This window comes from Phytopseudomonas daroniae, assembly GCF_004327285.1.
In the GTDB taxonomy this organism is placed as follows: domain Bacteria; phylum Pseudomonadota; class Gammaproteobacteria; order Pseudomonadales; family Pseudomonadaceae; genus Aquipseudomonas; species Aquipseudomonas daroniae.
In genome coordinates this window covers 176,781-203,778 of the sequence record NZ_QJUI01000001.1, presented here as the reverse complement: position 1 = coordinate 203,778, position 26,998 = coordinate 176,781, and the positions used below count along the sequence as shown (strand labels likewise).

Below are 26,998 nucleotides of genomic sequence, written 5' to 3'. Positions count from 1 at the left end.
TTTATCCGTGGCATTGACGATTCTCGGCCTTTCCGGCGCCCTCAGCCATGATCCATCCGCTGCGCTGTATATCGACGGCAAGTTGATCGCGGCCGCTGAAGAAGAGCGCTTCGTGCGCGACAAGCACGCGAAGAGTCGCATGCCCTACGAGTCGGCCAAGTTCTGTCTGGAGCAGGCTGGTATCAAGCCGTCGGACGTCGATGTGGTGGCGATTCCCTTCGCACCCGTCAGCCTGTTCGGCAAAGCGCGCTGGCACTACGCCAAGCGCTACTGGTATGCGCCGGATCGTGCCCTTGACGCCATCCTCATGGGCAATCGTCGCTACAAGCGCTACCGCAAGAAGATCGTCTGGTGCCTGGAACAGCTCGGTTTCGACGCCAAGAAGGTCAAGATCGAACCGGTCGAGCACCACCTGGCTCACGCGGCCAGCGCCTACCACTGCTCGGGCTTCACCGAGAAGACCGCGATTCTCGGTATCGATGGCAAGGGCGAGTACGCCACCACCTTCTTCGGCTATGGCGAGAACGGCCGCATCCACAAGATCAAGGAATTCTTTGACCCGGACTCCCTTGGTGGTCTGTATGGCGCGGTCACCGAATTTCTCGGCTTCGAGATGCTCGACGGCGAATTCAAGGTCATGGGCATGGCGCCCTATGGCGATGCCAGCAAATACGATTTTTCCCGCCTGGCCAAGTTCGAGAATGGCGAACTGGTGATCAACACCGATTACGCCAACGTCATCGGCCTGCGTCGCTACAAGGAAAAGGGCAAGGGCTTCTACTTTTCGCCCAAGCTGATCGAGTGGCTGGGGCCCAGGCGTGAAGGCGACATCGCCGACGATCCCTACATCCACTACGCCGCCAGCATGCAGGCGCTGTTCGAGAAGCTGGCCCTGGAAATGATGGATTACTACCTGGGCGACATCATTCGCGAAACCGGCAAGATCGCCTTCGCCGGCGGCTGTGCGCTGAACGTCAAGCTCAACCAGAAGATCATCGCTCGCCCCGAGGTCAAGGAGCTGTTCGTTCAGCCGGCTTCCGGCGATGCCGGTACTTCGGTCGGCGCCGCCGCCTACGTTTCCCACAAGCGTGGTGTGCCGGTCGAGAAGATGGAGCACGTTTACCTCGGCCCAGCCTACTCCAACGAAGACGTCATCGCCGCTTGCGCACGCCACCCGAACGCGCCGAAATGGCAGCAGATCGACGACATGCCGCAGCGCATCGCCCGGATCATGGTCGACGGCAACCCCGTGGCCTGGTTCCAGGGCCGTATGGAGTTCGGCCCGCGCGCTTTGGGCGGCCGCTCCATCATCGGCTGCCCGAGTATTCCGGGTGTGGCCGACCGCATCAATGAGCAGATCAAGTTCCGCGAGCGCTGGAGACCCTTCTGCCCATCCATGCTCGACACCGTCGCCGAACAGATGCTCAAGGTCGACCATCCGAGCCCGTTCATGACCTTCACCTTCGAGGTCAACGACGAGTGGAAGGAGCGCGTCAGCGAAGTCGTCCACGAAGACGGCACCTCTCGCGCCCAGGTGCTCAAGCGCGAATACAACCCGCGCTGGTACGACCTGATGCTGGAGCTGGAAAAGCTCACCGGTAACGGCGTGTCCCTGAACACCTCGCTCAATCGCCGCGGCGAACCGATGATCTGCTCCCCGACCGATGCGCTGAACATGTTCTTCGGCTCGGATCTGCAGTACCTGATCATGGAAGATATTCTGGTGGTCAAGGACGGGACGATACCGAATGAGCAGCCCTGAGCCCTGGGTTCTGCAGATTTGTCATGGCTATGACGGGCCTTTCCTGGACTGTGCCCGCCAATATGCCAGCCTCTTCGTCGGTACCCGGTTCAAGGTAATGACTGTCTACCTGACCGGAGCCGCTGATGCCGAGGTCGAGGCCGGCTCCGCTTCGGATGAGGTGGTTTTTCTAGGCTACGGTTCGCGTGACATGCGCGGGCTTAAGGTGCGCGCCATCCGTGATGTCAGCCGTCTGGCTCGCTCGCGTGATTTCAAGCTTTGCATCGCCCACCGGTTCAAGTCGACCTATATTGCCTGCCTTGGCACTGGCTTGCCGGTAATTGGTGTGAACCACGCCTTCGGTGTTTACCAGCGCCTTTCCCGGCGCTTCTTCGCCAATGTTTTTCGTCAGAGACTGCTGTTGCTGGGCGTCTCCGATGCCGTGCGTGACGATATCCGGAATAATCTCGCCGGCTGGTCGCAGGAGCGGATTCTGAGCCTGTACAACCGGATCGATATTGCGCAGGCGCAGGCCCGTGTCATACCTCGTGAAGGCGCTCGCCAGGCTCTGGGGTTGCCTTGTGATGCCTGGGTTGTGGGCAACGTGGGCCGGCTTCATGCGGATAAGGATCAGGCTACGTTGTTGAGAGCGTTTGCCGCAGCGTTGCCGCAGTTGCCGAGCAATAGCGTCTTGGTGATATGCGGGAAAGGGCGCCTTGAGGTTTCTCTGAAGGCGCTGAGTGCCGAGCTCGGTATTGCCGAGCGAACCCTTTTTCTGGGGCAGGTTCCTGATGCTCGTAGATTTTTTCAAGCATTCGATGTTTTTGCCCTCAGCTCGGATCACGAGCCGTTCGGTATGGTGCTTCTGGAAGCCATGGCGGCAGGTGTGCCTTTGATCAGCACTGACTGCGGTGGCGCGCGCGAGGTGGTCAAGGATGTCGGAATACTGTTTCCGTTGGGCGATAGTGCAGCCCTTGCCGAAAGCCTTGTGAAGCTCTCGACCCTTTCGGTGGAGCAGGTTCGGCAGTGTCGCCTGGCGATGAGCCAGAGGCTGCAAGAGCGCTTCTCGGACTCGGCTGTTCAGCAACGTTTCTGGGCGCTGCCTTTTACCAGCCATTTTCACTGAATCAACCCGGGATTTTTCGATGGCTATGATGCAGCGAGAGCAGGTGAGCGGAATCCCAAGCATCCGTTTTCTGATCCCTTATTTCGGCCAATGGCCATTCTGGTTCGACTTCTTTCTCGAAGGATGTCGGCGCAATCCCAGTATCGACTGGCTGCTTTATACCGACTGTGCGATTCCTGCCAGCGCACCTGCCAATGTGCAGTTCGTCAGCACCAGTTTCAGTGATTACTGCGCTCTGGTTTCGTCCCGTTTAGGGATCGATTTCCAGCCACGCAACGCTTACAAATTGTGTGATATCAAACCTGCATTGGGCGCCGTGCATGTCGATGATCTTCAGGGTTATGACTTCTGGGCCTTTGGCGACATCGACGTCGTGTACGGCGATCTGCGGGGCTATTTCACGCCCGAGCGCCTGCGGAGCAAGGATCTCTTCGCCACCCATAGTAGAAGAATATCTGGGCATCTGTGTCTATTGCGAAATACCCCCCTCATGCGGGACGCCTTTCGACTGATTCCCGACTGGCAGCGTCGCTACGAGGATCAAGCTCATCAGGCGCTCGACGAAGGCGCTTTCAGCCGGATTTTCGTTCGTCATAAGAACTGGCCGGAACCGCTGCGTGCATTCGTGGCACGTTTCAACGCTTGGAGCCAGCGCAGCGAATTTGTTGAAGCGCACAGCACCTATACTCTTCATGAGGATGGGCGACGCGTGGTGGCCGACAGCTGGTTCCTACACAATGGTCGGCTGACCAACAGCGAGCAGGGAAACCTAGAGTTGCCCTATCTGCATTTCATGATGTGGAAGAACGAGCAGTGGAAAGGTGTCTCTGCCGATGCGCTGATAGGCCCGTATGAACTGCACCTTGCCGACTCCTGGCAGGTGGGGGCGCAGGGCTGGCGACCTTGGCCGGTTGGTGAGGTAATGAATGAAACCCGCTGAGCTGCCTCTCGTCTCGGTCATTGTCCCCTGCTACAACTATGCAGCCTACGTGGCTGACGCACTGCGCAGCGTACTGGAGCAGGAGTACGACAATTTCGAACTTATCGTCGTTGATGACGGCTCTCGTGATGAGAGTGTCCCGGTTATCGAACGCACGCTACAGGCTTTCCGGGAGAGCACGCGGGCTCGTCGAATAGAGTTCATTCAGCAAGAGAATCAAGGCGTCAGCGCGGCGCTTAATGCTGGGTTGGCACGGGCTCAGGGAACATACATTGCGACTTTCGATGCGGATGATGTGATGCCCGCAGGGCGCCTTGCGCTGCAAGCGGCCTATCTGCAGGAGCATCCGGAAGTAGGTTGCCTGGGTGGTGTGGCCGTGCGTATCGACGAGCGGGGCGCGATCTTGCCCAAAAAAGACAAGAACCGACCGATCCGGCGTTATGACTTTGATCAGGCACTCGCTGCTGCATTGGTCGTCGGCGGCAATATTGCCGTCTACCGCCGCGATGCGATGATGAAGGTCGGTGGGTACGATCCGGCTATCAAGGTTCAGGATTTCCAGATGACGCTGAAGGTCGCCCATGCCGGGTACTTCGTGGATATCCTGCCTGACGTCGTGACTCTATATCGCAAACATCCCGATAGCCTGTCAAAAAACTATAAATCCGAGTACGACTATGGGTTGCAGGTGATTTACTCGTACAAAGGGCACAAGGCTTATGCATCAGCCAAAGCGCGGCTGATCACCAAAGCCTTGCGTATGGCGGTCATGGATGACAAGAAATATGCGTGGAGCCTGCTTCGTCAGGTTCCTCTGCGTGAGTGGGATCGCCAACTTCTGAAGCGAGTCAGGCATCTTCTGTTGAAAAAAGGTACTACTGCAGGGAACCGACATGCTTGAGTCTCACCCACAATTCACCATCAGTGGAACGCCCGTCTCCATCGACGTCGTCATATTGAGTTTCGCCAAGAATGAAGAGCTTCGGCGTATGACCGAGCATTGCCTCAGTACATTGCTTGCGTCGGAGAGTCCTGATTCGGTTGTTTTTCGAGTCATCGTGGTCGAGTCCAATCATGCTGCGCCGGCTTATGATTTTGCTTCTGTTGAAACAGTCTATCTACCACCACCGTTTAACTATCATCGTTATATGAACCATGGCATCGCCAAAGGAAGCAGCCCCTTTGTCGCGATCTGCAATAACGATCTGAGTTTTCACCCTGGTTGGGCCACGAGCCTGCTTAAGGCTTTTTCGGCAGATGACAAACTCTATAGTGCTAGCCCGATTTGTTCCTTGCATCACCCTCGTAATGGATTTGAGTTGCACAGCGGTATCCATTACGGATATGGAGTTTTAAGAGAAATATCAGGTTGGTGTTTGGTCTTCAGGCGCGAGATGCTTGAGATAACCGGTATGCTGGATGAGCGCTTCTATTTTTGGTATGCAGATGATGACTACGCTCGAACCCTGAAAGAGAAGAGATTGTTGCATGGGCTGGTTACCAACTCGGTTGTTGACCATCTTGATAGTCGAACGCTCAAAACCCACAGCACGTTGCGTCAGTGGTTGATGACCAAGAGGTCGCAATACGTCTTCGAGCGAAAATGGTCGGGTAAGAGTGGTTACTACTTTTTCAGGAAGTATCTGAAACTGTATTTGAAAGTGCCTTTGTATTTGTTGGGCATTAAGAAGATACGAGGTCGGTGACTTGATATCGGTGATTATTTGCAGTATTTCACCCGCCAGGTTGGAACGCGTTTCTGCGAGCATTGCGCAAACGATCGGCTTGGCGCACGAGATTGTGGTCATTGATAATCGTGAGCGAGGCTTGGGGTTGTGCGCGGCCTACAATGAGGGAGCACAACGCGCCATCTACCCAATCCTTTGTTTTGTCCACGAGGATGTCGAGTTTCTTACTGGCGATTGGGGTGTGCGTGTTCTCGAGCATTTTGACGACGATGCGCGTCTCGGTCTCATCGGGGTGGCGGGCGGGCGCTACAAAGCAGCGGTTCCCTCGGGGTGGTCTACTGGCATGAGGCAGGATATCTGCATGAACGTCTACCATGGTGCCGATAAAGGTTCTATGTGGCGCATGTACTATCGGCCCGAGGACGCCGAGCGCATTGAAGTGGTCGCCATCGATGGCGTATGGATGTGTACGAGGCGTTCAGTGTGGCATGAAACCCCGTTTGATGAGCGTGTCGACGGGTTTCATTTCTATGACGTGGATTTCAGTCTGCGGGTCGCGATCAATCATACTGTTTCCGTGATCTTCGATATCGATTTGCTGCATTATTCAATGGGCAATTTTGGCGCCGATTGGGCAACCAAGGCCCTGTCGTATTACTCATCCGCCCCTGTCGAATTACCCTTTTATATCGGCTCCTTGACGGCGGCCGAAATTCGTCAGCGTGAGGTCGCAGCGACGCGCTATTGGTTGAGGATATTGCGAAAGGCCCATTTTTCTCCACACCTGCGCTGGCGCTGGATTCTTGCCAGCCGAGCCTGGCGCTCTCCAGCTCTATGGCGCCCTGCATTAAGGTACTTGCTGGATAGCGGCAAGTGAGAGGGTATTTATCGAGACTTCATTTTTGTCTTGATCTTGTAACTGAGCAGTCGTAGCTGGGCGCGTAGTTTTGCTGTGCCGGATAAATTGTGCGCTACAAGGGGGTTGTAGCGTCTTTCATTTTCTCTATCTGCGTTTCTGATCGCGAGCCTCGCTTCTTTTTCGGCATCCTTTCGCAGAAGAGCATGGCTCTTTTCGCGTAGAGAGACGGGCGCGTCGATGGCGCTCAGGTAGTCATTGAGCTTTTTCCGCATCACGATGTCGTATTTCTTTATGAAGGATGCTTTCTGGTTGGCAGCGCGCGTCGCTATGACACTTTTTTCGTGCTGGCGAAAATGGTTGAGTTTTTGGGCGCTGTAATGCACGTTCCCCGATAGCGCCAACTTCAGCCATGACAGCCAGTCTCCACAGTACTTTACCGTGGGGTCGGCCTTGGCATGGAATAAGTAGTTTTCTCTGCGAAATAAAACGGCACTGGCGTTTGGGATGACATTTCGATGAATGAGCAGTCGTTCTACGAATTCTATACCGCTCATTTCAAAATCGGATTTGAACAGCCCGGGCGCCAGGTCTTCTGTCCAATCGCCCCAATCACCAATGGCGGCTCCTGTTTTATCGATGCGTGTGGATTGGCTATACGCTATGACTTTGCGCTCATCGGCTTCTAGAGCCATTACCATCGTCGATAGGAAATTCGGTTCTGCACGGTCGTCGGACTCGGCGATCCATATGTATTTGCCTTGCGCCTTCTCGATGCCCGAATTCCATTGTTTGAATGTCGAACCTGAGTTGTCCTTGTTTATTATCAGTTGTGAGACCTTGAGGTGTGTGGCGTACGATTGTAATAGCTCGGCGCTGCTATCGGTCGATGCGTCGTCGAGAAGTAATACTTCGTAGTCGTCGAAGGTCTGGTTGAAAATGCTTGCTAGCCGCTCTTCAAGGTAATCTCTATGGTTGAAGTTAGGCACTATCACCGTTACGGTAGGCATGGCGGCTCTTCCTTAGCTGTTTTTCTGGCGCTGGAGCAGGGGGTGTACAGTCTTCTTCAGTTGAAGGGCCAACCTCCGCAGGGCCGGTATTTGCAAGACTGCCGATTTCGTAAGTGCTTTCATTTTTGCGTTGGTTTCATCGACGTCGAAATTGCCCACTGCCCCTGAATAGAGGGAGAAGCAGTCTTTTTCTAGGGGCGCACTCGTTCTGTGAAGCCAGGACTCATGGGTATACCGGTCGGTACTGATAATGGGTTCCGGCAGGGTGGTTATGTAATGTGCGGTGGTCCACCAGAAGTTGAACCAGATCCATCCTTCGGTCGAGGGGAAGAGGCCCACTTTGCGTATGGCCTTATCGTCAAGCAGTCGGGTTATTTTTCTCCACCCTTGGAATGTTTCTCGGGTGAGCGTTTTCTCGAAGCGGGTTCTTTTTTCGATGTCATAGCTTATCCCTTTCGAATGCAGGTAGGCCAGTTGTCCGTTCGGATTGCTGTTGGCCAGATCCCAGGCATATTTCAATGCCCAGTACTCGTAGGCGTTTTCAGCGTATGTCAGGATTGTTGGTGTCGAGCCGCATATGTTTCTTATGATGTTCTCGGCGCCTTCTGTATTATGCGGGTTGGTTATTATTATGTGCAGTTTTGCGGCTGCCAACAGCTGGTATCTCTTCAGGTCGTTCAGTTGGCCGGATAGTATGGCTTTCCAGTTCGATTTAGGGTTTAGGTAAAAGCCGAATACCACGTTTATATTCTTTTCCAGGGCGGATTCTGTCTTTTTCATGGATGTCTGATTTTGCTTTTTGAATAAGAGTGCGCGTTGCTGGCTGGTGTGCGTCGAGGCCTGCAGTTTATCTGGTTTGCGTTGTCCTTAGGTGCCGTAATCCTACGTCCCTTCGGCGCTAGCCACGACCGGGCGTTAGCTCGGAACGTCGTTGGGCCCTGTGATAAACTGGCCGTCTTGTTTTTCGGATGGAATCCAGATGCCTGAGCTTTCAGGGCAAGCTGCCCCGCTTTCCAGCTTCAAGCTGTACATGCGTCTGCTGAGCTATATGAAGCGCTACTGGGCTATGTTTGGCATCAGCATGGTCGGCTACATCATCTTCGCCTCGACCCAGCCGATGCTAGCCGGTCTGCTCAAGTATTTCGTTGATGGGCTGGCCGCGCCGGATGCTGGAGCGGTAGATCTGCCTTTGCTGGGCAGCATGCAGCTTCTCTATGGTGTGCCGCTGGCCTTGTTGTTGATCACTGTCTGGCAGGGGCTGGGGTCGTTTTTGGGCGGCTACTACTTGGCGCGGGTGTCCCTGGGGTTGGTTCAGGATCTACGCATCGCGCTGTTCAACAACTTGCTGACCTTACCCAATCGCTATTTCGATAACCATGCCACGGGCTATCTGATCTCCCGGATCACCTACAACGTCGGCTCCGTGACCGGTGCAGCCACCGATGCACTGAAGGTAATGGTACGTGAAGGGCTCACCGTGCTTTTCTTGTTCGGCTACCTGCTGTGGATGAACTGGAAGCTGACCATGGTGATGGTGGCGATTCTGCCGCTGATCGCCCTGATGGTGAAAAGCGCCAGCAAGAAGTTCCGCAGCCAAAGTCGCAAGATTCAGAGCGCCATGGGCGAGCTGACCCACGTATCGTCCGAAACCATTCAGAATTACCGGGTGGTGCGCAGTTTCGGTGGTGAGCGCTATGAGCGTGAGCGCTTTCTTGAGGCCAGCGAGGACAGCACGCGCAAGCAACTGCGGATGACCCGTACTGGTGCGATCTATACGCCGTCGCTGCAGTTCGTCAACTACGCCGCCATGGCTTTCCTGATGTTCCTGGTGTTGTTCCTGCGTGGCGATGCCAGCGTTGGGGATCTGGTGGCCTATATCACTGCCGCCGGGTTATTGCCCAAGCCGATCCGCCAGCTTTCCGAGGTCAGCTCGACCATCCAGAAAGGCTTGGCGGGTGCCGAGAGCATCTTCGAGCAACTGGATGAAACACCTGAGCCGGATCAAGGCAGCATTGAGAAGGACAAGGTTCGTGGTGCGCTGGAGGTTCGCCAGTTGAGCTTCGTCTACCCGGGGACAGATCGAACCGTTCTGAGTGACATCAGCTTCACCGTCGAGCCGGGGCAGATGGTGGCTCTGGTCGGACGTTCCGGTAGCGGTAAATCGACGTTGGCCAATCTGATTCCGCGTTTCTATCAGCACGGCGAGGGGCTGATCCTGCTCGATGGTACGCCCGTGGAGGACTATCGGATCGAGAACCTGCGCAAACATATTGCCCTGGTTACTCAGCAGGTCTCGCTGTTCAACGATACGGTACTGAACAATATTGCCTATGGTGATCTACGGCAGCTACCGCGTGAGCAGGTTGAGGAGGCGGCTCGCGCCGCTTATGCCAGCGAGTTCATCGAGCGTTTGCCACAGGGCTTCGATACGGTGGTCGGTGAGAATGGCGTCATGCTTTCGGGTGGCCAGCGTCAACGCCTGGCTATCGCGCGGGCGCTTCTCAAAAGCGCTCCGGTGTTGATTCTCGATGAAGCCACATCGGCACTCGATACCGAGTCGGAGCGTTATATCCAGGGTGCTCTGGATCGAGTAATGGAAGGGCGCACGACCTTGGTCATCGCGCATCGGCTGTCTACTATCGAGAAAGCTGATCTGATTCTGGTCATGGATCAGGGCCGTATCGTCGAACGGGGAACCCACGAGTCGTTGCTGGCTCTTAATGGCTACTATTCGCGCTTGCATGCCATGGGACTTGATGATGAGCGCGATGGTGCACAAGAGGAGCCGACCATTCAGCCCGACGTTTGAGATGGTGCGACTTTTACATGTCGACGCCCCTGGTTGCGTTCGAGCCGTGATGGATTCCCAATGTCTGAAAAGTTAATCAGTGTCATCATCCCGACCTACAACTACGCGGCGGTACTGCCGCGTGCCGTGGGCTCGGTGCTGGCGCAATTGTCGGATGCCGACGCCGAACTGCTGGTCATCGATGATGGCTCGACCGATGAAACGCCCAGGGTTATCGCTGAGTTGCAGATAGCCCATGGGGAGCGTTTCACCGCCTTGCGCAAGGAAAATGGTGGACTGGCTTCGGTGAGAAATTATGGTATTGCCCAATCGTGCGGGCAGTTTCTGATTTTTCTCGATGCCGATGATGAGATGCTCCCTGGCACTCTTGCGGCATTGAGTGCGCATGTAGCCGAGCAGCCCGATACCAGGATGGTCATAGGTGGTCATCACTCCGTTGCGTTCGATGGGCAGCGTGCGGTGCATCCCGTGTCATCGATAGCCGCTACGCCCGAGGAGCGCTTGCGGGCGTACCTATTCGATAAAACGCTTTCACTGTGCAACGGTGCCTGCGCCATGCACCGTGACGTTTTTGCCGATGGCCTTTACCCCGAATGTTTCCGCAATGCCGAAGACATTCCTGTCTTCGCCCAGGTTCTGGCGCGTTACCCGTGCACCGCGCTAGGCGCCTTTATGGCGGTCATTTACAAGCATCCGGCCAGCCTGCGACGTAATCTTGCGTTCGCCCGGCAAACCGGTTTGGCCTTGGTCGATGAGGTTTTTTCCTCGCAGCGGATGCCGAAGCGATATCAGAACTTGAGGCGGCGCTACTTGGGGCAGCGTTGTCTATCGCTCTTCAGGCTCTTCAGTAACGCTGGGGAGTATGCCGAAGCTCTGGCCTTCTACCGCAAGGCGCTGAGGGCCGACCCCATGGTGCTGCTGCGCTGGTCATACACCCGTAAGGTGCTGCGTATCTTGCTCGGATCGAATGGTAAGAGGCGTTCCCCGTGACGCGACGTTTCAAGGTGCTGCAATTGCAGAACCGTTACAACGTCAGTGCCGCTGACCTGGCCGAGCAGATCGTCAAGTCCCTGCCTGCTGAACGTTATGATGTGACCACGGCTTTTCTGCGTGGTCGCCCGAAAGACGGTGAGCCACATAGCTGCGCCGCGCGTTCGGTGTATTTCGAATTCAGCCAGGCGGCAACCAAGGGGCTGCGCTTGCGGGTGCTCTGGGCGTTGTACAAACACTGTCGCGAGCAGCGCTACGATGCAGTCGTGGCGCACCGGTTCAAGCCGATCAATCTGCTGATGTTGCTCAATCTTTGCTTGAAGATTCCCGCATGTATTGGCGTTCTACATGGCCTTGGGGAATTCGATCGGGGTTATCGGCAGTGGATCATGCGTCGCTTGCTGACCGATGCCTGGCGTTTCGTCGGCGTGTCTCGGGCGGTTCGTGAGGATCTGTTGGCGTCTCGATGCAACCTGACGCAAGACAATACGCTGCAGATCAACAATGCCATCGATATCGACCGCGCCGAGTCTTTGCAGCTCGAGCGGGGCGTGGCCCGGGAGCGATTGCGGCTAGGATCCGGTGATACCGTCATCGGCACGATCGGCCGGCTGGTTCCGGTGAAGGGACATATCTTCCTGTTGCAGGCCTTCGCACGGCTGAAGGATGACTTTCCCCAAGCCCGCCTGGTGATTATCGGTGACGGCCGTTGCCGGGCAGAGCTGGAGGCCTGTATCAGGCAGCACCAGTTGCAGGAACGTGTGTGTTTGCCTGGCACCCTGGATGACGCGTTGCAGTACGTACAGGCATTCGATGCCTTCGTCATGCCCTCGCTCAGCGAGGGGCTGCCTTTGGCATTGCTGGAGGGCATGAGTGGCAGGCTTCCCGTTCTGGGTTCCAGCATCGATAGCTTGCGGCCCATTCTTCAGGATTGTGGCGGGCGGATATTCGAGCCTGCAGATGTACCTACCTTGGCGCAGCAATTGCGCACGCTACTCGAATTGTCTGCCGAAGCGCGTGAGGCTGAAGGGCGGCAGGCCTATTCCTATTTGCGCCAGGCCCATGCCATCGAGGACTTTCGGCGCCAGTACCTGGGACTGCTCGATACCCTGCTGGTCAGATAAAGATGGTCTCTGACCGCGATTGATAATGAGAACGACGAAGCCCTATGCAGGCTTCGACTGATGATGGAGATGCTGGGTTTTGTCGAATAGTCATGTAGGCGCTCGGATACTCGGCGCCAAGAGCCCGCTGATTTTGTTGCCTGGGTTGCTTTGCCTGGTGCTTGGCATTGCGTTGCCGAGCAGTGGGCTCTATTACCAGTTGGTCATTGTATTGCTATGGCTGCCGACGCTTTATCTGCTCACGGTCAATCGGCAAGCATGGCGCGACTGGTTTTCCCCTTTGATGGTGGTGTTGACGATATTTTTTGCCTGGGCGCTGCTCAGTAGTCTCTGGAGCAATAGCGATGAGCCGGGCAGGGAGGTCAAGCATGCCTTGATGATCTACCTGACGCTCTGGGCTGGGGTTCTGGCTGCGGGTCTGGATAAGCGTTGGCTGATCGGTCTGCTTGGCATCAGTTGCTATTTCATGGCGATGCTGGCGGGAGTCTGCATCTATACCGCTTACGTGCTCTATGACTTGCCGCTGAGTTTCCGTTTGACCAGCTTCTGGCAACTGAGCCATCCGATCCTGGCGGCCCATGTATTCGGCTTCTTCCTGATGGTGCTTTTGTACCTCAAGCCGGTACGGCTGGTGCATCAGGCATTCTGGTGCCTGGCGTTGTTGTCGCTGGCCGGCTTCATATTCTTTACCCAGAGTCGCGGTGTCTGGTTCGCACTGGCCGCCGGCTTATTGTTCACGGCGGTTTTGCGTCGAGAGTGGATTTATCGGATTCCTGTCGCTTGCGCAGTTGTTGCGCTTGCCGGGCTTGTGCTGTGGATGCCAGCCTTGCTTACCAATCGGGGGCTGTCTTATCGGCCAGAACTTGCAGCCGAGGGGTGGGCTTTGCTGGCGCAGCATCCATTGGGAGGGTTGGGGCTCGGTAGTGTTTATAGCCTGGCTTTGGAAACTGTCGGTATGGTCTTCGACCATCCCCATAACCTGTTCATTAATGTGGGACTGGATCTGGGAGGTGTCGGCCTGATCCTCTGGCTGGCTATCTGGGGATTGCTGTTCCTGACCGGTTGGCGAGCCCGCGATTCTATGCTTGGCGGCGCTCTGCTTGGGGTCTGGTGTTTCGCTTCGGTGGCTTTCCTATCCGATGGTGCCGGGATCTGGAGTAAGCCACGGGAGATCTGGTTTCTCACCTGGATTCCGCTGACCCTGGCGCTGGCCCTAACGCCTGCGATGAAAGCGCGCAGCCAGCCGCTGCCATAGCGGCAGCTTGAGTCCTGATACCTTCTCGATAAGGGCTGTCGCGCGGCTATCTCTGGCATGCAGCAGGGCCGCTCTCGTCCATAGCGCCCGGATTATCGGGTCGCTTCCAGTCTGGTTCTGCAGCCAGCCGCACAAGCTTTGCATAAGCGGCAGGTAGTGCTCGAGCTCCTCGTCCGACAACGCCAACTGGTCATGCCAGAGACGGTAGTGGCTGGCCAATTGCAGGCGTCCGCATTCGATACCCGCCACCGGCAGCCAGCAGTGCAGGAGCTCGCTGAGATTGGCCTGGTTCTCGGCCGCCAGGCGTTGCGAGGCTTGTTCTGCATGGGTGCGGTAGGCGTAGAGTGGCTGTTCGATATTGTGTAGGTGCAAGGTCGGCGACTGCAGTATCAGGGCCAGAAAGAATCCGAAGTCTTCTGCATAGCGCAGGCTTTCATCGAAGCGGGTGTCGGCGATGGCGCTGCGCCGCAACATCACCGCGGGGCCTGGAATGGTTCGGCCATAGAACAGGTAGTTGGCTTTGAGCGTAGCGTCGTCACCAGGGTAGACGATGGTGCGGTTTCTACGGCCAAAAGTACGCAGTGCGCATCCGCAGGCGTCCAGTTGCAGCCTGTCCATGGTTGCGAGCTGTTGCTCGAAGCGCGCGGGCAGGCTTTGGTCATCCGCATCCATCAGGGCGATGTAATCACCGCTGCAATGGTGCAGGCCCAGATTACGTGCTCGTGATACGCCACCGTTGGCTGTGTTGTGCAGTTCGATGCGTTGCTCGCGCCGGGCCAGACGTTCGAGGATTTCCGCTGAGCCGTCGGTGGAGCCGTCATTGATCACGACGATCTGATCCGCCGGCCGACTCTGTTGCAGCAGCGAATTCAGCGCATCCTCGACATAGGGCGCCGCGTTGTACACCGGCAGCAATACGCTGAGTGTGCTCATGCTTTGCTGCTGGTAGCTGCTTGTTGGTCGAACAGGGATCTGAGGTGCTTGCGGAAGTGACTCGCGTCAGCAGGCGTCAGATCCTCTACGTAACCGTCGATGAAGGCCTCGCGGTTTGCCTGCAGCTTGTCCACATCCTGTGGGTAGCGGAACAGGTGCTGAAAGTTGCGCGAGCGCTTCAGCCGGCCCAACGCAGCTTCGCCGCAGGCCATGTCGGAAATGTCGATCAGCCCGAGTCGGCTTGCCTCGTCCTGCACGACGTTACCCAAATGCAAAGAGCGGAAATACACACCTTTGTCATGCAACTCTGCGATCAGTGCACCTAGATCACGGCATAGCTGTGTGTGTTCATCGCTTGGCTGGACGAGCAACTGGCGCAAGGTCTTGCCGGGAAGGGGCCAGTAATGAACCGCGGTGCGTTCGATGCCGCGAATGCGATAAGTCGCGATGATCTCCGGACACAGAATATCGCGTCGTTTCAGTTCTGCGGCGTTGTCAGCAAACCGCTTGGCATGGGAAACCAGGGTGGCCGAGGAGATCAGCCGTTTGCGGCGAAACAGTTTGAGAAAGCTGCCGTCGACCAGTTTGAGGACTTTTTCACCATGATGGTCGGCCTCGATCACTTCAGCATGCTGGCGCAGGGCGGAAAACTGTTCGTTACTGAGGCGTGACATGCAGATCTACTTGCTCGGCGTTGAGGGCGTGCGGCAGTTTACCTGATGTCGTAGCTCAGGACGCGTGAAGCCTGTTGCAGGTTGTCGCTATGCTAGAATCCTTGTCATTTTCAGCGTTCAGAAAGCCGGAGTTCCGCATGAAGTTATCCATGCCCCGTTTCGATCAGGCCCCCGTTCTCGTGGTGGGTGATGTCATGCTTGATCGTTATTGGCACGGCGCTACCTCGCGTATTTCGCCTGAGGCTCCGGTTCCGGTGGTCAAGGTCGAGCAGATCGAGGATCGACCCGGCGGTGCAGCCAACGTTGCGCTGAATATCGCTGCGTTGGGCGCGCCGGCGGTGCTGGTCGGGGTCACTGGTGAGGATGAGGCTGCGGACAGTTTGCGCGATAGCCTTGCGGCAGTTGGCGTGAAAACCTATTTCCAGCAAATCGCCGAGCAGCCGACCATCGTCAAGCTGCGGGTGATGAGCCGCCATCAGCAGTTGCTGCGCATGGATTTCGAGGAGCCTTTCCACACCGACGCCGATGCCTTGGCGCGGCAGGTCGAGCAGTTGCTGGATCAGGTCAAGGTGCTGGTGCTGTCCGACTATGGCAAAGGTGCTCTGCAGAACCATCAAGTGTTGATTCAGGCTGCTCGGGCGCGGGGTATTCCGGTGTTGGCCGACCCGAAAGGCAAGGATTTTTCCATCTACCGCGGTGCCAGCCTGATTACCCCGAACCTCAGCGAATTCGAGCTGATCGTCGGCCGTTGTGAAGACGAAGCGGAGCTGGTCAGTCGTGGCGCCCGTTTGATGCGTGAGCTTGATCTTGGCGCGCTGCTGGTAACCCGAGGCGAGCATGGCATGACCCTGCTGCGCCCGGAGCACGCGCCGCTGCATCTGCCGGCGCGTGCACGCGAAGTGTTCGATGTGACTGGGGCAGGGGATACGGTGATCTCGACACTGGCCGCTTCCATCGCGGCGGGTGAGGAGTTGCCCCAGGCCGTGGCATTGGCCAACCTCGCGGCGGGCATCGTGGTTGGCAAGCTGGGTACAGCGGCGATCAGTACGCCCGAGCTGCGCCGTGCGGTGCAGCGTGAAGAGGGCTCCGAACGTGGCGTACTGAGCCTGGAGCAACTGTTGCTGGCCACTGAGGATGCTCGTGCCCACGGTGAGAAGATCGTGTTCACCAATGGCTGCTTCGATATTCTGCATGCCGGTCATGTGACCTATCTCGAGCAGGCGCGTGCCCAGGGTGATCGCCTCGTCGTGGCGATCAACGACGATGCCTCGGTCAGCCGCCTCAAAGGCCCGGGCCGACCGATCAATGCCGTGGATCGGCGTATGGCGGTATTGGCCGGTCTTGGTGCCGTGGATTGGGTGGTGAGTTTCAGCGAGGACACGCCGGAACGTCTGCTCAAGCAGGTTCAGCCCGATGTGCTGGTCAAGGGCGGCGACTATGGCATCAACCAGGTGGTTGGTGCCGACATCGTGCTGGCCTACGGTGGTGAAGTACGGGTGCTGGGATTGGTCGAGAACAGCTCGACCACCGCCATCGTCGAGAAGATTCGCAGTCGCTGAACACCAAACCCCGCTGTCCGGCGGGGTTTTACTTTGAATTTTTCATCCGATTGCCATGCAACGTGCCTGCTGTCCGTTAGACAGCTGCGGCGGTATCCAGGCGCACTCTGGGCGTTGAAGTCGTACCTGCGCGGGTGGCGGCGGGGCCGGACTTGTGAGCCTTCGGTGTGAGATTCTGCTGCGCCAGCCAGTCCTTCCAGCGAATGCGTTCATCACGCACCAGCCAGCCGTCCTGGGGGGCGAAACTCTCGGCCAGCCACAGTCCGCGGGTGTTCGCGGGTACCAGTTGGCCCTGGCGCAAGGTCATCAGTTGGGCTGTCGGGTGGCCCTGATCCAGAGGGATCAGATACAGATCCGGGCGCGCATGATCCAGGCGAGCGATCAGCTTACCGTCTTCCAGATGCTCATCGACATGAAGGAGGCTGAGTTGCTTTACCTCTTTGGGCAGATCCAGGCGCAGGTCGTAAACCAGCTGCAGTGAGGCGGTCGGCACGTGCACGTAGGCGCGAGGGCGCTCCAGCAGGTTCAGATTGCCGCATTGCACGGGGCGCGCTGCGCCGGACAAGGGGCTGAGCTGGAAGTGAACGCCCTCGCGGTACTTGAGCGTGCCCTCATAAGGGGCTGGCAGCCAGGTTTCACCGAAGCGGCCGTGGAGCCAGCCTTCGCTGGTCTCCAGCAGGCACTCTTCGGCCACCTCCTGAATTGCTGTCAGCAGCGGCAGGTTGAGCTCATGGGCCGGTACGTAACCGGAGATCAGCTTGAGGACTACGTCTCCGCGGTCGAGACGCCGCTGGCGCACCAGCAGCCAATATTCGCGGCCTTGCCAGTTCAGGGTCAGGCGTACCGAGACGCCGAGGTTGGCTAGCTCTACCGCAAAACGCTGGCTGTCATTTAGCTCGACGGTTTTGCGGCGCTCCAGCATTTCGCTGAAGTTCAGCGGCCGGCCAAGGCTCTGGTAGGCGAGGCCGTCGGCGGTTGCCTCGACGAATAGCGGCAGGGTCTTGAAGGTAGCGGGGTTCTTGCGGGAAATGATACGCGGCATGTCGGCTCCTTCTTACGTCGGGGTCGGCCGCATATGCGGCGTCAAGGGCGTGCGTGGTACGCCAGATTCATTAATCTCCTGATGCTTTGTTACCGGCATTAGTGGCAACGATTACTTCGGCGGCCATGGCGACATTGTGGGCCAGGTGCAGTGGATTGATGGTGCCGACGATTGCACTGCCGACGCCTGGGTGGCCGAAAATCAGCTCGAAGCTGGCGCGTACCGGATCGACGCCGGCATCGAGGCAGGCATGACCGCTGGCCAGTGCCTTCTTGATCAGGATGCCTTTGGCGTGACAGGCAGCATAGTCCAATACCGGTTTTTCGTGCTGCTCGCCGAGGTTGTAGGTAATCATGGCGCAGTCGCCACGTTCGAGCGCCAGCAGACCACCTTCGACGGTCTTGCCGGAGAAGCCGAAGCCGCGGATAAGCCCGGCCTGCTTGAGTTCGGCAAGGGTGTCGTAGACGGCTTCGTTTTGCAGGATCGACAGATCATCGCCGTTGGAGTGCACCAGCATCAGGTCGATGTAGTCCGTTTCCAGGCGTTTCAGACTGCGCTCCACCGACAGGCGCGTATGAGCGCGGGAGAAGTCGAAGCGGGACTGCCCACCTTCGAATTCCTCGCCCACCTTGCTGACGATCACCCAGTCCTGACGCTGGCCGCGTAGCAGCGGGCCGAGGCGTTGTTCGCTGGTGCCGTAGGCCGGTGCCGTATCGATCAGGTTGATACCCAGCTCGCGGGCCAGATCGAGCAGTTGGTGCACCTGCTGATCATCGGGAATGGTGAAGCCATTGGGGTATTTGACACCCTGATCACGGCCGAGCTTCACCGTGCCCAGCCCGAGGGGAGAAACGCTGAGGCCTGTAGAGCCCAGAGGGCGGTGTAGCTGGTGTAGATCGCGCATCAGAATGACGTCTCCCAGGCGGGGCGGCCAATTGCCGGGCGTGGTAGCTCGGGCGGGGCGGCGTGCTGGCCAGGGCGAATACCGTCATGCTCGAGGCTGGCCAGCACGCGGTCGGCGAAGTCCGGCGCCAAGGCCAGTTTGGTCGGCCAGCCGACCAGCAGCGCACCTTGGGCGCTGACAAAGGCATTGTCCGGGCGCACCAGGCCGCTTTGCGCAGGTTCGGCGCGGTCGACTCGCAGGGTTGCCCACTGGGCTGCCGACAGGTCGACCCAGGGCAGCAATTGCGCGAGCTCTTTGCGCGCAGCCTCGATCTGCGCCGCCTCGTCGCGTGCCACGCCGTCGGCTTCGGCCAGGTCGCCGCCGAGGTACCAGACCCACTCGCCATCGGCACTCGGGTGGCTGGTGACCGTGATCCGCGGCTTGGGGCCACCGCCGAGGCAGTGAGCATACAGCGGCTTCAGGGTCGGCCCCTTGACCATCACCATATGCAGGGGACGCAGTTGCTGGGTTGGTTGCGCGATATGCAAGCTGGTGAGCAGGTCGGCATTGCCGCGACCGGCGCTGAGCACGATGCGCTGAGCACGGATTTCTCGGCCATCGACACTCAGGCCGACGAGTTGTCCATGCTCGTGAACCGGCTGGATGTCGTTGGCGGCTAGCAGGCTGTCGCCGGCCAGATCGGCCAGGCGTGCGATCAGGCTGGGCACGTCGACTACCAGTTCCGCCAGGCGGTAGACCTTGCCCTTGAATTTCGGGTCTTGCAGGGCCGCCGGCAATTGCTCGCCCTTGACCTGATCGACGCGGCCGCGCACGGCTTTGCTGGCGAAGAAGCTGGTGAGGTTGCCGGCCAGGGTGCCGGGCGACCACAGGTAATGCGCATCGGAGAGCAGGCGCACGCCGGATAGATCCAATTCGCCGCTACCGTCCAGCGCTTCGCGCCAGCGCCGTGGCATGTCGGCGATGGCTTCGGAGGCGCCGCTCAGGGCGCCGTGCAGGGCATATTTGGCGCCGCCGTGAATGATCCCCTGGGACTTGACGCTCTGCCCGCCACCCAGGCTCTCGCGCTCCACCAGCAAGGTAGCGTAGCCCTGGGCACGCAGGCGCGCATTCAGCCACAGACCGGCGACACCACCGCCGACGATCAGGACGTCTGTGCTCAGAGTTTGGGACATGCGGGTGCCTCTCAGGAAAACAGGTGCGCAGTATAGCCCCGCGGGGAGGGGAGAGCCTTAGGGTCTGTTTCCGTTTCAGCGCGAGCCGCGTTGCCGCGAGAAATGGCCTCCGGTTAGGCGCAGGACGCCGGGAATGGTTGTTCCCTTGCCAAGTCCTGCAACGACAGCGGAGGTCATTTCCCGCGCAACCCGCAGGGCCGGGCCAGTTTTTGCGCGATGCGGCGTTACTCGATGGCTCATTTGGCCCGCCAAACTTCACATCTCGTGCCTTGCCTCGCGCAAAAACTGGCTCCGGCGCGGCCGTGCGTGAAACGGGAACAGACCCTAGGTTTCAAGCTAGAAGCCAAAGCCAGGCGTTGCACCGGTCTGCTTCAACTTGCCGCTTGAGGCTTGCAGCTGCTTTCAATGGCCGGTAACGCGGGAGAACAGCTGGATCACCACCACGCCGCTGACGATCAGGCCCATGCCCAGCACTGCGGGCAGATCCGGTTTCTGGCCATAGACGAACATGGCCGCGATGCTGACCAGCACGATGCCCAGGCCAGCCCAGATGGCGTAGGCAATACCCACAGGGATGGTGCGCACCACCAGGATCAGCATCCAGAACGCGATGCTGTAACCGACGATCACCAGCAGCAGTGGCAGGGGCTTGTTGAAGCCGTCGACGGCCTTCATGGAAGTGGTGGCGACCACCTCGGCAGCAATGGCCAGGGCGAGATAGAGATAACCGTTCATCGGCAGCACTCCTATTAACAGAGCGCCAATTCTACGGACTCACTTTATTAGGTAAACTCATTACCTATCTGAAGTGGAGATAGGTTGTGCGCTGGAGTCTTGAGCAACTGGAGGTCTTCGTTGCTGTCGCCGAGGGCAATTCGTTTTCTGCCGTAGCGCGACGCTTTGGACGTGTGCAGTCGGCGGTCAGTACTGCCGTGGCGGCCCTGGAAGACGATCTTGGCGTGCGCCTGTTCGAGCGTAGTAGCGGTCGTCAGCCGCGCCTCACTGAGGCCGGTCAGGCGTTGCTCGAAGAAGCTCGCGAGCTGCTGCGCCAGTGTCAGCGACTGGAGGGGCGCGCGCTGGGGCTGTCGCGAGGCGAGGAGGTCTGCCTGCGTCTGGCCCAGGACGAAGCCTTGCCGATGCCGCCGGTGCTCGACAGCCTGGAGGCGCTGGCCCAGGCCTTTCCGCGGGTCGAGTTGCAAATGACCAGCGGCGGGCAGGGTGTGGTGGCGCGACAACTGCTGGAGCGGCGTGCCGACCTCGGTCTGCTGTTTCATCACGAGGGCATGCCCGCTGAGCTGGAGCGCCGCCGCCTGGGCATGGTGGATATGGTCATGGTCTGCGGCGCCGGTCATCCGCTGGCACAGGGGCGCTCCGTCGGTCGTCGCGAATTGGCCAGGCACCGACAACTGCTGATTACTCTGCAGGACAGTCACTATCCCGGTAACGAGCGGGTCAGCCCCACGGCCTGGCGCACCGACAGTTTTTACGTGATGGCCGAGCTGCTGATGCGCAACCTGGGCTGGGCCTGCCTGCCCCGGCACGTAGCGCAGTACCCGACCTATCAGGGGCATCTGGTCGAGCTGAGCAGCGACTGGATCGCGCCACCGTTGCCGCTGGAACTGGTGTTTCGTCGTGATGAGGCCCTGGGGCCGGCGGCGCAGTGGCTGGCGCAGTACCTGGCCGAGCGCCTATGCGTGTTGGAACCATGAGCAGGGGCAGCACTTGTCCTGGCTTGTGCTGCAATGGTCGCAGCCCCTAAGCTTCCCCGCCATGAATCGACATCTCTATACCCTGCTGTTCCATCTCTGCCTGCCGTTGATCGGTCTACGCCTGATTTGGCGAGCCTGGCGCGCGCCTGCCTATGCCAAACGTGTCGGCGAGCGCTTTGCCTTCGGTCTGCCGCCGCTGCGCTCTGGTGGTATCTGGGTGCATGCCGTATCGGTCGGGGAAAGCATCGCGGCGGCGCCGCTGGTGCGTGAGCTGCTGGCGCGTTACCCGGAACTGCCGATCACCCTGACCAGCATGACCCCGACCGGTTCCGAGCGTATTCGTGCGCTGTTTCCCGAGGAGCAGTTCGCTGGCCGCGTACAGCATTGCTACCTGCCCTACGATCTGCCCTGGGCTGCGTCGCGCTTTCTCGAGCGAGTTCGTCCGCGCCTGGCGGTGATCATGGAAACCGAGCTGTGGCCCAACTACATCCACCAGTGTGCCCGTCGAGGTATTCCGGTGGCGCTGGCCAATGGCCGATTGTCCGAGCGCTCCGCCAGAGGCTACGGACGCTTTGCCAAGCTCACTGCGCCGATGCTCGCCGAGCTGACTTTGCTCGCGGTACAGAGCCAGGTCGAGGCGCAGCGCTTCATTGCCCTCGGAGCCCGGCCTGAAGCGGTAGAGGTGACCGGCTCGATCAAGTTCGACCAGCAAGTGGATGCAACTGTGTTGGCGCGTGCCACTACGCTGCGTGAGCAATGGCAGGCGCAGCAACGGCCTGTGTGGATCGCCGCCAGCACCCGTGAGGGAGAAGATGCGCTGGTGATACAGGCGCATCAGCAATTGCTCGCTACTCAGCCGGATGCTCTGCTGATTCTGGTGCCCCGTCATCTGGAGCGTTTCGACAGTGCTGCCGCGCAGCTGCGTGAGGCAGGCCTGAGTTTCGTGCGTCGCTCTTCAGGCGAGGCTGTTGGCCCTAATGTGCAGGTACTGCTCGGCGACAGCATGGGCGAATTGATGTTTCTGTATGGCCTGGCTGATGTCGCCTTCGTCGGCGGCAGCCTGGTCGAGACGGGCGGCCATAACCCGCTGGAGCCAGCGGCGCTGGGGCTTCCGGTGATCATGGGGCCGCACCGCTTCAACTTTCAGGAGATCACCGCGCAACTGCTTGAGCGTGGCGCGCTCTGCGAGGTGGCGGATGCCAAGGCGCTCGGCGCCCAGGTCGCGTTGCTGTTGCACGAGCCTGCACGTGCGGCGGCCATGCGCGAGGCCGGCCTGGCAGTGCTCAAGGCCAATCAAGGCGCGCTGCAGCGGTTGCTGGATGGGTTGGCAAGGCTGCTCGCATAGAACCTGTTCGTGATCTTTCAAGGCAGGTTTCTGGTATTTAGGCAGCAAAGTAGCGGAAGCGGGTAATCGCAGGTCGTAGGATGGGTGCAACCCATCGGCAATTGATGGGTTTCACCCATCCTACGACTAAATCGCATCCTGTGACGACAGCGTGTCGAGACCGCAATGGTGGACGAAAAAAGCGTCAGCTACGCGCCCCGATCCACCCTGCTTATTCGCCTTGCAGCTGGGCCTCGGCAGCGCGGGCCAGATCCGGGGGCAGGAAGTCGCGATCCGGGTTGTAGTCCGGTTTCAGGTAACGACCCAGGGCGTCCAGGTCTGCGGGGCTGAGGGTGCCGGCAGCCTGCTTCAGGCGCAGGTTGTTGAGGATGTAGTCGTAGCGTGCGTCGTTGTAGTTGCGCACCGCGTTGTACAGCTGGCGTTGGGCGTCGAGCACGTCGACGATATTGCGTGTGCCTACCTGATAACCGATTTCCGTGGCCTCCAGTGCACTCTGGTTGGAGATGATCGACTGGCGGCGGGCCTGCACGGTTTCCACGTCGGTATTCACCGCGCGATACAGGTTGCGGGTGTTCTGCACCACCTCGCGGCGTAGCCCTTCACGTTGCTGCTCGGACTGGCTGAGGCGCTGATAGGCTTCGCGGGCCTGGGAGCTGGTCAGGCCACCGCTGTACAGCGGGATGTTCAGTTCCAGGCCGATGCTGCGCTGGCTTACGTCGCCGCTGTAGTGGGGCTCGCCCGGCCTTTCGGTATTGGTGAAACCGAGGTTGTCGTTGTCGCCGCGCTGATAGCTGGCCACGGCGTCGAGGGTCGGCGCGTGCCCGGCCTTGCGCTGACGCAGGGTTTCTTCGGCGGCGTTGACCGCGAAATTGCTGGCCTGCAGGTTGAGGTTCTGCACTGCGGCCGTGTTGACCCAGGCGGTAGCGTCGTTGGGCATCGGAGTGAGAATCGGCAGGCTGTGCTGGATGCCTTCGATGCTGCGGTACTCGCGGTTGGTCAAGGTGATCAGGGCCTGGAAGGCGTCCTCCACCTGACGGTCGGCGATGATCCGGTTGGCTCGCGCCGTATCGAAGCCGGCCTGGGCCTGGAGCACGTCGGTCTTGTCCGACAGGCCAACCTCGAAGCGCTCGTTGGCCTGGTCGAGCTGGCGTTTGAAGGCGGCCTCTTCGGCCTTGGTCGAGGCCAGGTTGTCCTGGGCGCGCAGCACCGAGAAGTAGGCGTCGGCGCTCTGCAGTATCAGGTTCTGTTCAGTGGCAGACAGCTCCAGGGCTGCCTGCTCGCTGACCGCCTCGGCGGCCTGCAGCTGGAACCAGCGATCGGCGCGGAACAGCGGCTGGCTGAGGTTGGCCTGATAAACCGTGCCGCTACGTGACAGGGTCGCGGCCGGCGTCTCCAGTGCGGTGCGGGTATCGTTCATCCGTGCGCCGGCGCTGAGGTTCGGCAGCAGGCCGGCGCGGGCCTGGGGTACGCCTTCGCGGCGGGCCTGGAAGTCGGCACGGGCGGCGGCCAGGTCTGCATTGTTGGCGGCGGCTTCCTGATACACCGACATCAGATCGGTACGCACCGATAGTGGGGCAGGATCTGCCCAGGTCGTGGCGGTTGAGGCGGCGGTCACGGCTACGGCCAGGGAGAGTCTGCGCAGCATGTCAGTGAATCCTAGAGTGGGCAGTAGTCGGCGAGACTAAGCCCGGCCATCGGGGTGGTCAAGGCGCGCGGTGCCGACTATGTAAACGTCACTATCCGACCTGCGGGTCGTATCCACGTTGCCGCCGTTGCCGGCTGTCAGTAGACTGGCCGGGTTCTTGTCGGGGTGCCTCGAATCGGAGGCTGAGATCGGATAGTTCCGGATCCCGTTGAACCTGATCAGGTTAAGGCCTGCGTAGGGAACAAGAGGTATCCGCCTCTACAGATCGTTGAAAAACGTAGGCGAGGCAGCCAGCGCAAGGCAAAAACAGGCGAAAACGCGGAGTGTACGAGTAGTACATGAGCATTTTGAGGCTGTTTTTAACGCCGCGATGGCAAGGCAGCTAGTTTTTCAGCGATCTGCCCGGTGGATACCCCCGCACCGCGTCTGTGGTGTGCCCGCGCCCAGGCTGTCCGATCATGCCGGCGCTCTATCATGACTCCCGCATGTTCCGACAGCTCTTGGCGCGGCGTTGCTTCATCACGCATCGATCAGGTTCGCTCCGACATCCAGCCGAGGAGCCAACCGATGAGCGTCAAACAACAACAGAATCTCAGCGAATCCGCACAAGTCGACCAGCAGTCGATCCAGCCCTTTCCCCGTTCGCAGAAAATCTACGTCCAGGGTTCCCGCCCGGACATCCGCGTGCCGATGCGCGAGATCAGCCTGGATGTGACGCCTACCGCATTCTCTGAAACCAGGAGCGGTGGCGAGATCAATGCCCCGGTCACCGTGTACGACACCTCCGGCCCTTACACCGACCCTAGCGTGACCATCGACGTACGCAAAGGGCTTGCCGATGTGCGTTCGGCGTGGATCGAGGATCGTGGCGACACCGAGCGCCTCGAAGGCCTCTCTTCGGAGTTCGGGCAACGCCGCCTGGCTGATGCCGAGCTGACCAAGATGCGCTTCGCCCACGTACGCAACCCGCGTCGTGCCAAGCCCGGCAAGAACGTCAGCCAGATGCATTACGCGCGTCAGGGCATCATTACTCCGGAGATGGAATACATCGCCATCCGCGAGAACATGAAGCTCGCCGAGCACCGCGCCGCCGGTCTGCTCGAGGAACAACATGGCGGCAACAGTTTCGGCGCCAGCATTCCCAAGGAGATCACCGCGGAATTCGTCCGTGACGAAGTGGCCCGCGGCCGCGCCATCATCCCGGCGAACATCAACCACACCGAGCTGGAACCGATGATCATCGGCCGCAACTTCCTGGTGAAGATCAACGGCAATATCGGCAACTCGGCGCTGGGATCGAGCATCGAGGAAGAAGTCGCCAAGCTGACCTGGGGCATTCGCTGGGGGTCGGACACGGTGATGGATCTGTCCACCGGCAAGCATATTCACGAAACCCGCGAATGGATCATCCGCAACTCGCCAGTGCCGATCGGCACCGTGCCGATCTATCAGGCGCTGGAGAAGGTCAATGGCGTGGCCGAAGACCTGACCTGGGAGCTGTTTCGCGACACCCTGATCGAACAGGCCGAGCAGGGCGTCGATTACTTCACCATCCACGCCGGCGTGCTGCTGCGCTATGTGCCGCTGACCGCCAAGCGGGTTACCGGCATCGTCAGCCGCGGTGGTTCGATCATGGCCAAGTGGTGCCTGGCGCACCACAAGGAAAACTTCCTCTACACCCACTTCGAAGACATCTGCGAAATCATGAAGGCCTACGACGTCAGCTTCTCGCTGGGCGATGGCCTGCGTCCGGGCTCCATCGCCGACGCCAACGATGCCGCACAGTTCGGCGAACTGGAAACCCTTGGCGAACTGACCAAGATCGCCTGGAAGCACGACGTGCAGTGCATGATCGAGGGCCCCGGCCACGTGCCGATGCAACTGATCAAGGAGAACATGGACAAGCAGCTGGAGTGCTGCGACGAGGCGCCGTTCTACACCCTCGGGCCGCTGACTACCGACATCGCACCGGGCTACGACCACATCACCAGCGGCATCGGGGCGGCGATGATCGGCTGGTTCGGTTGCGCCATGCTCTGCTACGTCACGCCCAAGGAACACCTCGGTCTGCCGAACAAGGATGACGTCAAGACCGGCATCATCACCTACAAGATCGCCGCCCATGCGGCCGACCTGGCGAAAGGCCATCCGGGCGCGCAGATCCGCGACAACGCGCTGAGCAAGGCGCGCTTCGAGTTCCGCTGGGAAGACCAGTTCAACCTGGGTCTTGACCCGGATACCGCACGCAGCTTCCACGACGAAACCCTACCCAAGGACTCGGCCAAGGTCGCTCACTTCTGTTCCATGTGTGGGCCGAAGTTCTGCTCGATGAAAATCACTCAGGAAGTGCGCGAGTACGCCAAGGTCAATGGTCTGTCCGACGAGAGCAAGGCAGTCGAGGCAGGCTTCAAGGAGCAGGCCGAGCGTTTCAAGGAAGAGGGGTCAGTGATCTACCGACAGGTGTGAAGCCCAGCCG

23 protein-coding genes and 1 riboswitch are annotated in these 26,998 nt (G+C 59.2%); of the genes, 14 read left to right on the top strand and 9 right to left on the bottom strand.

Features of this window, described 5'->3' with window-relative positions:
- The first annotated feature begins 7 nt into the window (after window positions 1–7).
- From DNK06_RS00895 to DNK06_RS00870, 6 genes are read left to right on the top strand one after another with little or no spacing between them, the layout of a single operon-like run.
- Window positions 8–1,762, top strand: coding sequence for a carbamoyltransferase family protein (locus DNK06_RS00895; RefSeq protein WP_131178166.1), 1,755 nt, complete (start codon window positions 8–10; stop codon window positions 1,760–1,762).
- Window positions 1,749–2,867 carry a glycosyltransferase gene (locus tag DNK06_RS00890; RefSeq protein ID WP_131178165.1) on the top strand — a complete coding sequence of 373 codons (1,119 nt, stop codon included), beginning with the start codon at window positions 1,749–1,751 and terminating at the stop codon, window positions 2,865–2,867. Before DNK06_RS00895 ends, DNK06_RS00890 begins: the two co-directional genes overlap by 14 nt.
- 19 nt (window positions 2,868–2,886) lie before the next feature.
- Entirely contained in the window at window positions 2,887–3,807 is a 921-nt protein-coding gene (locus DNK06_RS00885) for a DUF6625 family protein (RefSeq protein WP_242674643.1), read from the top strand.
- Complete coding sequence (locus DNK06_RS00880) at window positions 3,794–4,708, top strand: glycosyltransferase family 2 protein (RefSeq protein ID WP_131178164.1); 915 nt, start codon at window positions 3,794–3,796, stop codon at window positions 4,706–4,708. The genes DNK06_RS00885 and DNK06_RS00880 overlap by 14 nt, the downstream gene beginning before the upstream one ends.
- On the top strand, window positions 4,701–5,513 hold the full coding sequence (locus DNK06_RS00875) for a glycosyltransferase family 2 protein (RefSeq protein ID WP_131178163.1): 813 nt from the start codon (window positions 4,701–4,703) through the stop codon (window positions 5,511–5,513). Before DNK06_RS00880 ends, DNK06_RS00875 begins: the two co-directional genes overlap by 8 nt.
- Window positions 5,514–5,523: 10 nt before the next feature.
- Window positions 5,524–6,372 (top strand): glycosyltransferase, encoded by an 849-nt coding sequence (locus tag DNK06_RS00870; protein ID WP_242674649.1) that lies wholly within the window; start codon window positions 5,524–5,526, stop codon window positions 6,370–6,372.
- A gap of 8 nt (window positions 6,373–6,380) precedes the next feature.
- Here the strand turns inward: DNK06_RS00870 and DNK06_RS00865 are convergent, their stop codons facing one another.
- Together DNK06_RS00865 and DNK06_RS00860 are read right to left on the bottom strand one after the other, a co-directional pair.
- On the bottom strand, window positions 6,381–7,361 hold the full coding sequence (locus DNK06_RS00865) for a glycosyltransferase family 2 protein (protein ID WP_131178161.1): 981 nt from the start codon (window positions 7,359–7,361) through the stop codon (window positions 6,381–6,383).
- A 12-nt stretch (window positions 7,362–7,373) separates the two neighbouring features.
- Window positions 7,374–8,141: a hypothetical protein gene (locus tag DNK06_RS00860; RefSeq protein WP_131178160.1), complete on the bottom strand. Its 768-nt coding sequence runs from the start codon at window positions 8,139–8,141 to the stop codon at window positions 7,374–7,376.
- Window positions 8,142–8,340: 199 nt separating this feature from the next.
- On the opposite strand from DNK06_RS00860, the gene msbA reads away from it, so the two are divergent.
- The 4 genes from msbA to DNK06_RS00840 all read left to right on the top strand — a co-directional run bounded on the left by msbA (window position 8,341) and on the right by DNK06_RS00840 (window position 13,539).
- Window positions 8,341–10,170 carry a lipid A export permease/ATP-binding protein MsbA gene (msbA, locus tag DNK06_RS00855; protein ID WP_131178159.1) on the top strand — a complete coding sequence of 610 codons (1,830 nt, stop codon included), beginning with the start codon at window positions 8,341–8,343 and terminating at the stop codon, window positions 10,168–10,170.
- A gap of 60 nt (window positions 10,171–10,230) precedes the next feature.
- Entirely contained in the window at window positions 10,231–11,160 is a 930-nt protein-coding gene (locus DNK06_RS00850) for a glycosyltransferase family 2 protein (RefSeq protein WP_131178158.1), read from the top strand.
- Window positions 11,157–12,284: a glycosyltransferase family 4 protein gene (locus tag DNK06_RS00845; protein WP_131178157.1), complete on the top strand. Its 1,128-nt coding sequence runs from the start codon at window positions 11,157–11,159 to the stop codon at window positions 12,282–12,284. Before DNK06_RS00850 ends, DNK06_RS00845 begins: the two co-directional genes overlap by 4 nt.
- A gap of 79 nt (window positions 12,285–12,363) precedes the next feature.
- Window positions 12,364–13,539 (top strand): O-antigen ligase family protein, encoded by a 1,176-nt coding sequence (locus DNK06_RS00840; RefSeq protein ID WP_131178156.1) that lies wholly within the window; start codon window positions 12,364–12,366, stop codon window positions 13,537–13,539.
- On the opposite strand, the gene DNK06_RS00835 is transcribed toward DNK06_RS00840, so the two are convergent.
- Together DNK06_RS00835 and DNK06_RS00830 are read right to left on the bottom strand one after the other, a co-directional pair.
- On the bottom strand, window positions 13,498–14,472 hold the full coding sequence (locus DNK06_RS00835; RefSeq protein ID WP_131178155.1) for a glycosyltransferase family 2 protein: 975 nt from the start codon (window positions 14,470–14,472) through the stop codon (window positions 13,498–13,500). The two genes, DNK06_RS00840 and DNK06_RS00835, sit on opposite strands and share 42 nt — an antisense overlap.
- Window positions 14,469–15,146 (bottom strand): lipopolysaccharide kinase InaA family protein, encoded by a 678-nt coding sequence (locus DNK06_RS00830; RefSeq protein WP_131178154.1) that lies wholly within the window; start codon window positions 15,144–15,146, stop codon window positions 14,469–14,471. Before DNK06_RS00830 ends, DNK06_RS00835 begins: the two co-directional genes overlap by 4 nt.
- A 137-nt stretch (window positions 15,147–15,283) precedes the next feature.
- Between DNK06_RS00830 and hldE the strand changes: the two genes are divergently transcribed.
- Complete coding sequence (gene hldE, locus DNK06_RS00825) at window positions 15,284–16,705, top strand: bifunctional D-glycero-beta-D-manno-heptose-7-phosphate kinase/D-glycero-beta-D-manno-heptose 1-phosphate adenylyltransferase HldE (RefSeq protein ID WP_131178153.1); 1,422 nt, start codon at window positions 15,284–15,286, stop codon at window positions 16,703–16,705.
- A 76-nt stretch (window positions 16,706–16,781) separates the two neighbouring features.
- Here the strand turns inward: hldE and DNK06_RS00820 are convergent, their stop codons facing one another.
- From DNK06_RS00820 to DNK06_RS00800, 4 genes are all read right to left on the bottom strand, one after another.
- Entirely contained in the window at window positions 16,782–17,747 is a 966-nt protein-coding gene (locus tag DNK06_RS00820; protein ID WP_131178152.1) for a metal ABC transporter ATPase, read from the bottom strand.
- Window positions 17,748–17,817: 70 nt separating this feature from the next.
- Window positions 17,818–18,651 carry an aldo/keto reductase gene (locus DNK06_RS00815; RefSeq protein ID WP_423228039.1) on the bottom strand — a complete coding sequence of 278 codons (834 nt, stop codon included), beginning with the start codon at window positions 18,649–18,651 and terminating at the stop codon, window positions 17,818–17,820.
- Window positions 18,651–19,823 carry an NAD(P)/FAD-dependent oxidoreductase gene (locus DNK06_RS00810; RefSeq protein ID WP_131178150.1) on the bottom strand — a complete coding sequence of 391 codons (1,173 nt, stop codon included), beginning with the start codon at window positions 19,821–19,823 and terminating at the stop codon, window positions 18,651–18,653. Before DNK06_RS00810 ends, DNK06_RS00815 begins: the two co-directional genes overlap by 1 nt.
- A gap of 402 nt (window positions 19,824–20,225) precedes the next feature.
- Window positions 20,226–20,558, bottom strand: a complete 333-nt coding sequence (locus DNK06_RS00800; RefSeq protein ID WP_131178148.1) for a DMT family transporter — start codon at window positions 20,556–20,558, stop codon at window positions 20,226–20,228.
- Between the two features lie 86 nt (window positions 20,559–20,644).
- Here DNK06_RS00800 and DNK06_RS00795 point away from each other — a divergent pair, with 86 nt between their 5' ends.
- Together DNK06_RS00795 and waaA are read left to right on the top strand one after the other, a co-directional pair.
- On the top strand, window positions 20,645–21,532 hold the full coding sequence (locus tag DNK06_RS00795; RefSeq protein ID WP_131178147.1) for a LysR family transcriptional regulator: 888 nt from the start codon (window positions 20,645–20,647) through the stop codon (window positions 21,530–21,532).
- 61 nt (window positions 21,533–21,593) lie between these two features.
- Entirely contained in the window at window positions 21,594–22,877 is a 1,284-nt protein-coding gene (gene waaA / locus DNK06_RS00790; RefSeq protein ID WP_131178146.1) for a lipid IV(A) 3-deoxy-D-manno-octulosonic acid transferase, read from the top strand.
- 211 nt (window positions 22,878–23,088) lie between these two features.
- Here waaA and DNK06_RS00785 read toward each other — a convergent pair whose 3' ends face one another.
- Entirely contained in the window at window positions 23,089–24,522 is a 1,434-nt protein-coding gene (locus DNK06_RS00785) for a TolC family outer membrane protein (RefSeq protein WP_131178145.1), read from the bottom strand.
- Window positions 24,523–24,673: 151 nt separating this feature from the next.
- Window positions 24,674–24,780: riboswitch (TPP riboswitch) on the top strand.
- Between the two features lie 309 nt (window positions 24,781–25,089).
- Between DNK06_RS00785 and thiC the strand changes: the two genes are divergently transcribed.
- The gene (thiC, locus tag DNK06_RS00780) at window positions 25,090–26,988 is read left to right on the top strand and encodes a phosphomethylpyrimidine synthase ThiC (RefSeq protein WP_131178144.1); all 1,899 of its coding nucleotides are present in this window, start codon (window positions 25,090–25,092) and stop codon (window positions 26,986–26,988) included.
- Window positions 26,989–26,998 lie beyond the last annotated feature (10 nt).

What these genes read in the sequence shown, in the direction of transcription:
- thiC (WP_131178144.1), top strand. Translation starts at nt 25,090, where the DNA reads ATGAGCGTCAAACAACAACAGAATCTCAGCGAATCCGCACAAGTCGAC.
- DNK06_RS00865 (WP_131178161.1), bottom strand. Translation starts at nt 7,361, where the DNA reads ATGCCTACCGTAACGGTGATAGTGCCTAACTTCAACCATAGAGATTAC.
- DNK06_RS00885 (WP_242674643.1), top strand. Translation starts at nt 2,887, where the DNA reads ATGGCTATGATGCAGCGAGAGCAGGTGAGCGGAATCCCAAGCATCCGT.
- DNK06_RS00800 (WP_131178148.1), bottom strand. Translation starts at nt 20,558, where the DNA reads ATGAACGGTTATCTCTATCTCGCCCTGGCCATTGCTGCCGAGGTGGTC.
- DNK06_RS00875 (WP_131178163.1), top strand. Translation starts at nt 4,701, where the DNA reads ATGCTTGAGTCTCACCCACAATTCACCATCAGTGGAACGCCCGTCTCC.
- waaA (WP_131178146.1), top strand. Translation starts at nt 21,594, where the DNA reads ATGAATCGACATCTCTATACCCTGCTGTTCCATCTCTGCCTGCCGTTG.
- DNK06_RS00850 (WP_131178158.1), top strand. Translation starts at nt 10,231, where the DNA reads ATGTCTGAAAAGTTAATCAGTGTCATCATCCCGACCTACAACTACGCG.
- msbA (WP_131178159.1), top strand. Translation starts at nt 8,341, where the DNA reads ATGCCTGAGCTTTCAGGGCAAGCTGCCCCGCTTTCCAGCTTCAAGCTG.
- DNK06_RS00860 (WP_131178160.1), bottom strand. Translation starts at nt 8,141, where the DNA reads ATGAAAAAGACAGAATCCGCCCTGGAAAAGAATATAAACGTGGTATTC.
- DNK06_RS00835 (WP_131178155.1), bottom strand. Translation starts at nt 14,472, where the DNA reads ATGAGCACACTCAGCGTATTGCTGCCGGTGTACAACGCGGCGCCCTAT.
- hldE (WP_131178153.1), top strand. Translation starts at nt 15,284, where the DNA reads ATGAAGTTATCCATGCCCCGTTTCGATCAGGCCCCCGTTCTCGTGGTG.
- DNK06_RS00820 (WP_131178152.1), bottom strand. Translation starts at nt 17,747, where the DNA reads ATGCCGCGTATCATTTCCCGCAAGAACCCCGCTACCTTCAAGACCCTG.
- DNK06_RS00830 (WP_131178154.1), bottom strand. Translation starts at nt 15,146, where the DNA reads ATGTCACGCCTCAGTAACGAACAGTTTTCCGCCCTGCGCCAGCATGCT.
- DNK06_RS00880 (WP_131178164.1), top strand. Translation starts at nt 3,794, where the DNA reads ATGAAACCCGCTGAGCTGCCTCTCGTCTCGGTCATTGTCCCCTGCTAC.
- DNK06_RS00815 (WP_423228039.1), bottom strand. Translation starts at nt 18,651, where the DNA reads ATGCGCGATCTACACCAGCTACACCGCCCTCTGGGCTCTACAGGCCTC.
- DNK06_RS00890 (WP_131178165.1), top strand. Translation starts at nt 1,749, where the DNA reads ATGAGCAGCCCTGAGCCCTGGGTTCTGCAGATTTGTCATGGCTATGAC.
- DNK06_RS00810 (WP_131178150.1), bottom strand. Translation starts at nt 19,823, where the DNA reads ATGTCCCAAACTCTGAGCACAGACGTCCTGATCGTCGGCGGTGGTGTC.
- DNK06_RS00785 (WP_131178145.1), bottom strand. Translation starts at nt 24,522, where the DNA reads ATGCTGCGCAGACTCTCCCTGGCCGTAGCCGTGACCGCCGCCTCAACC.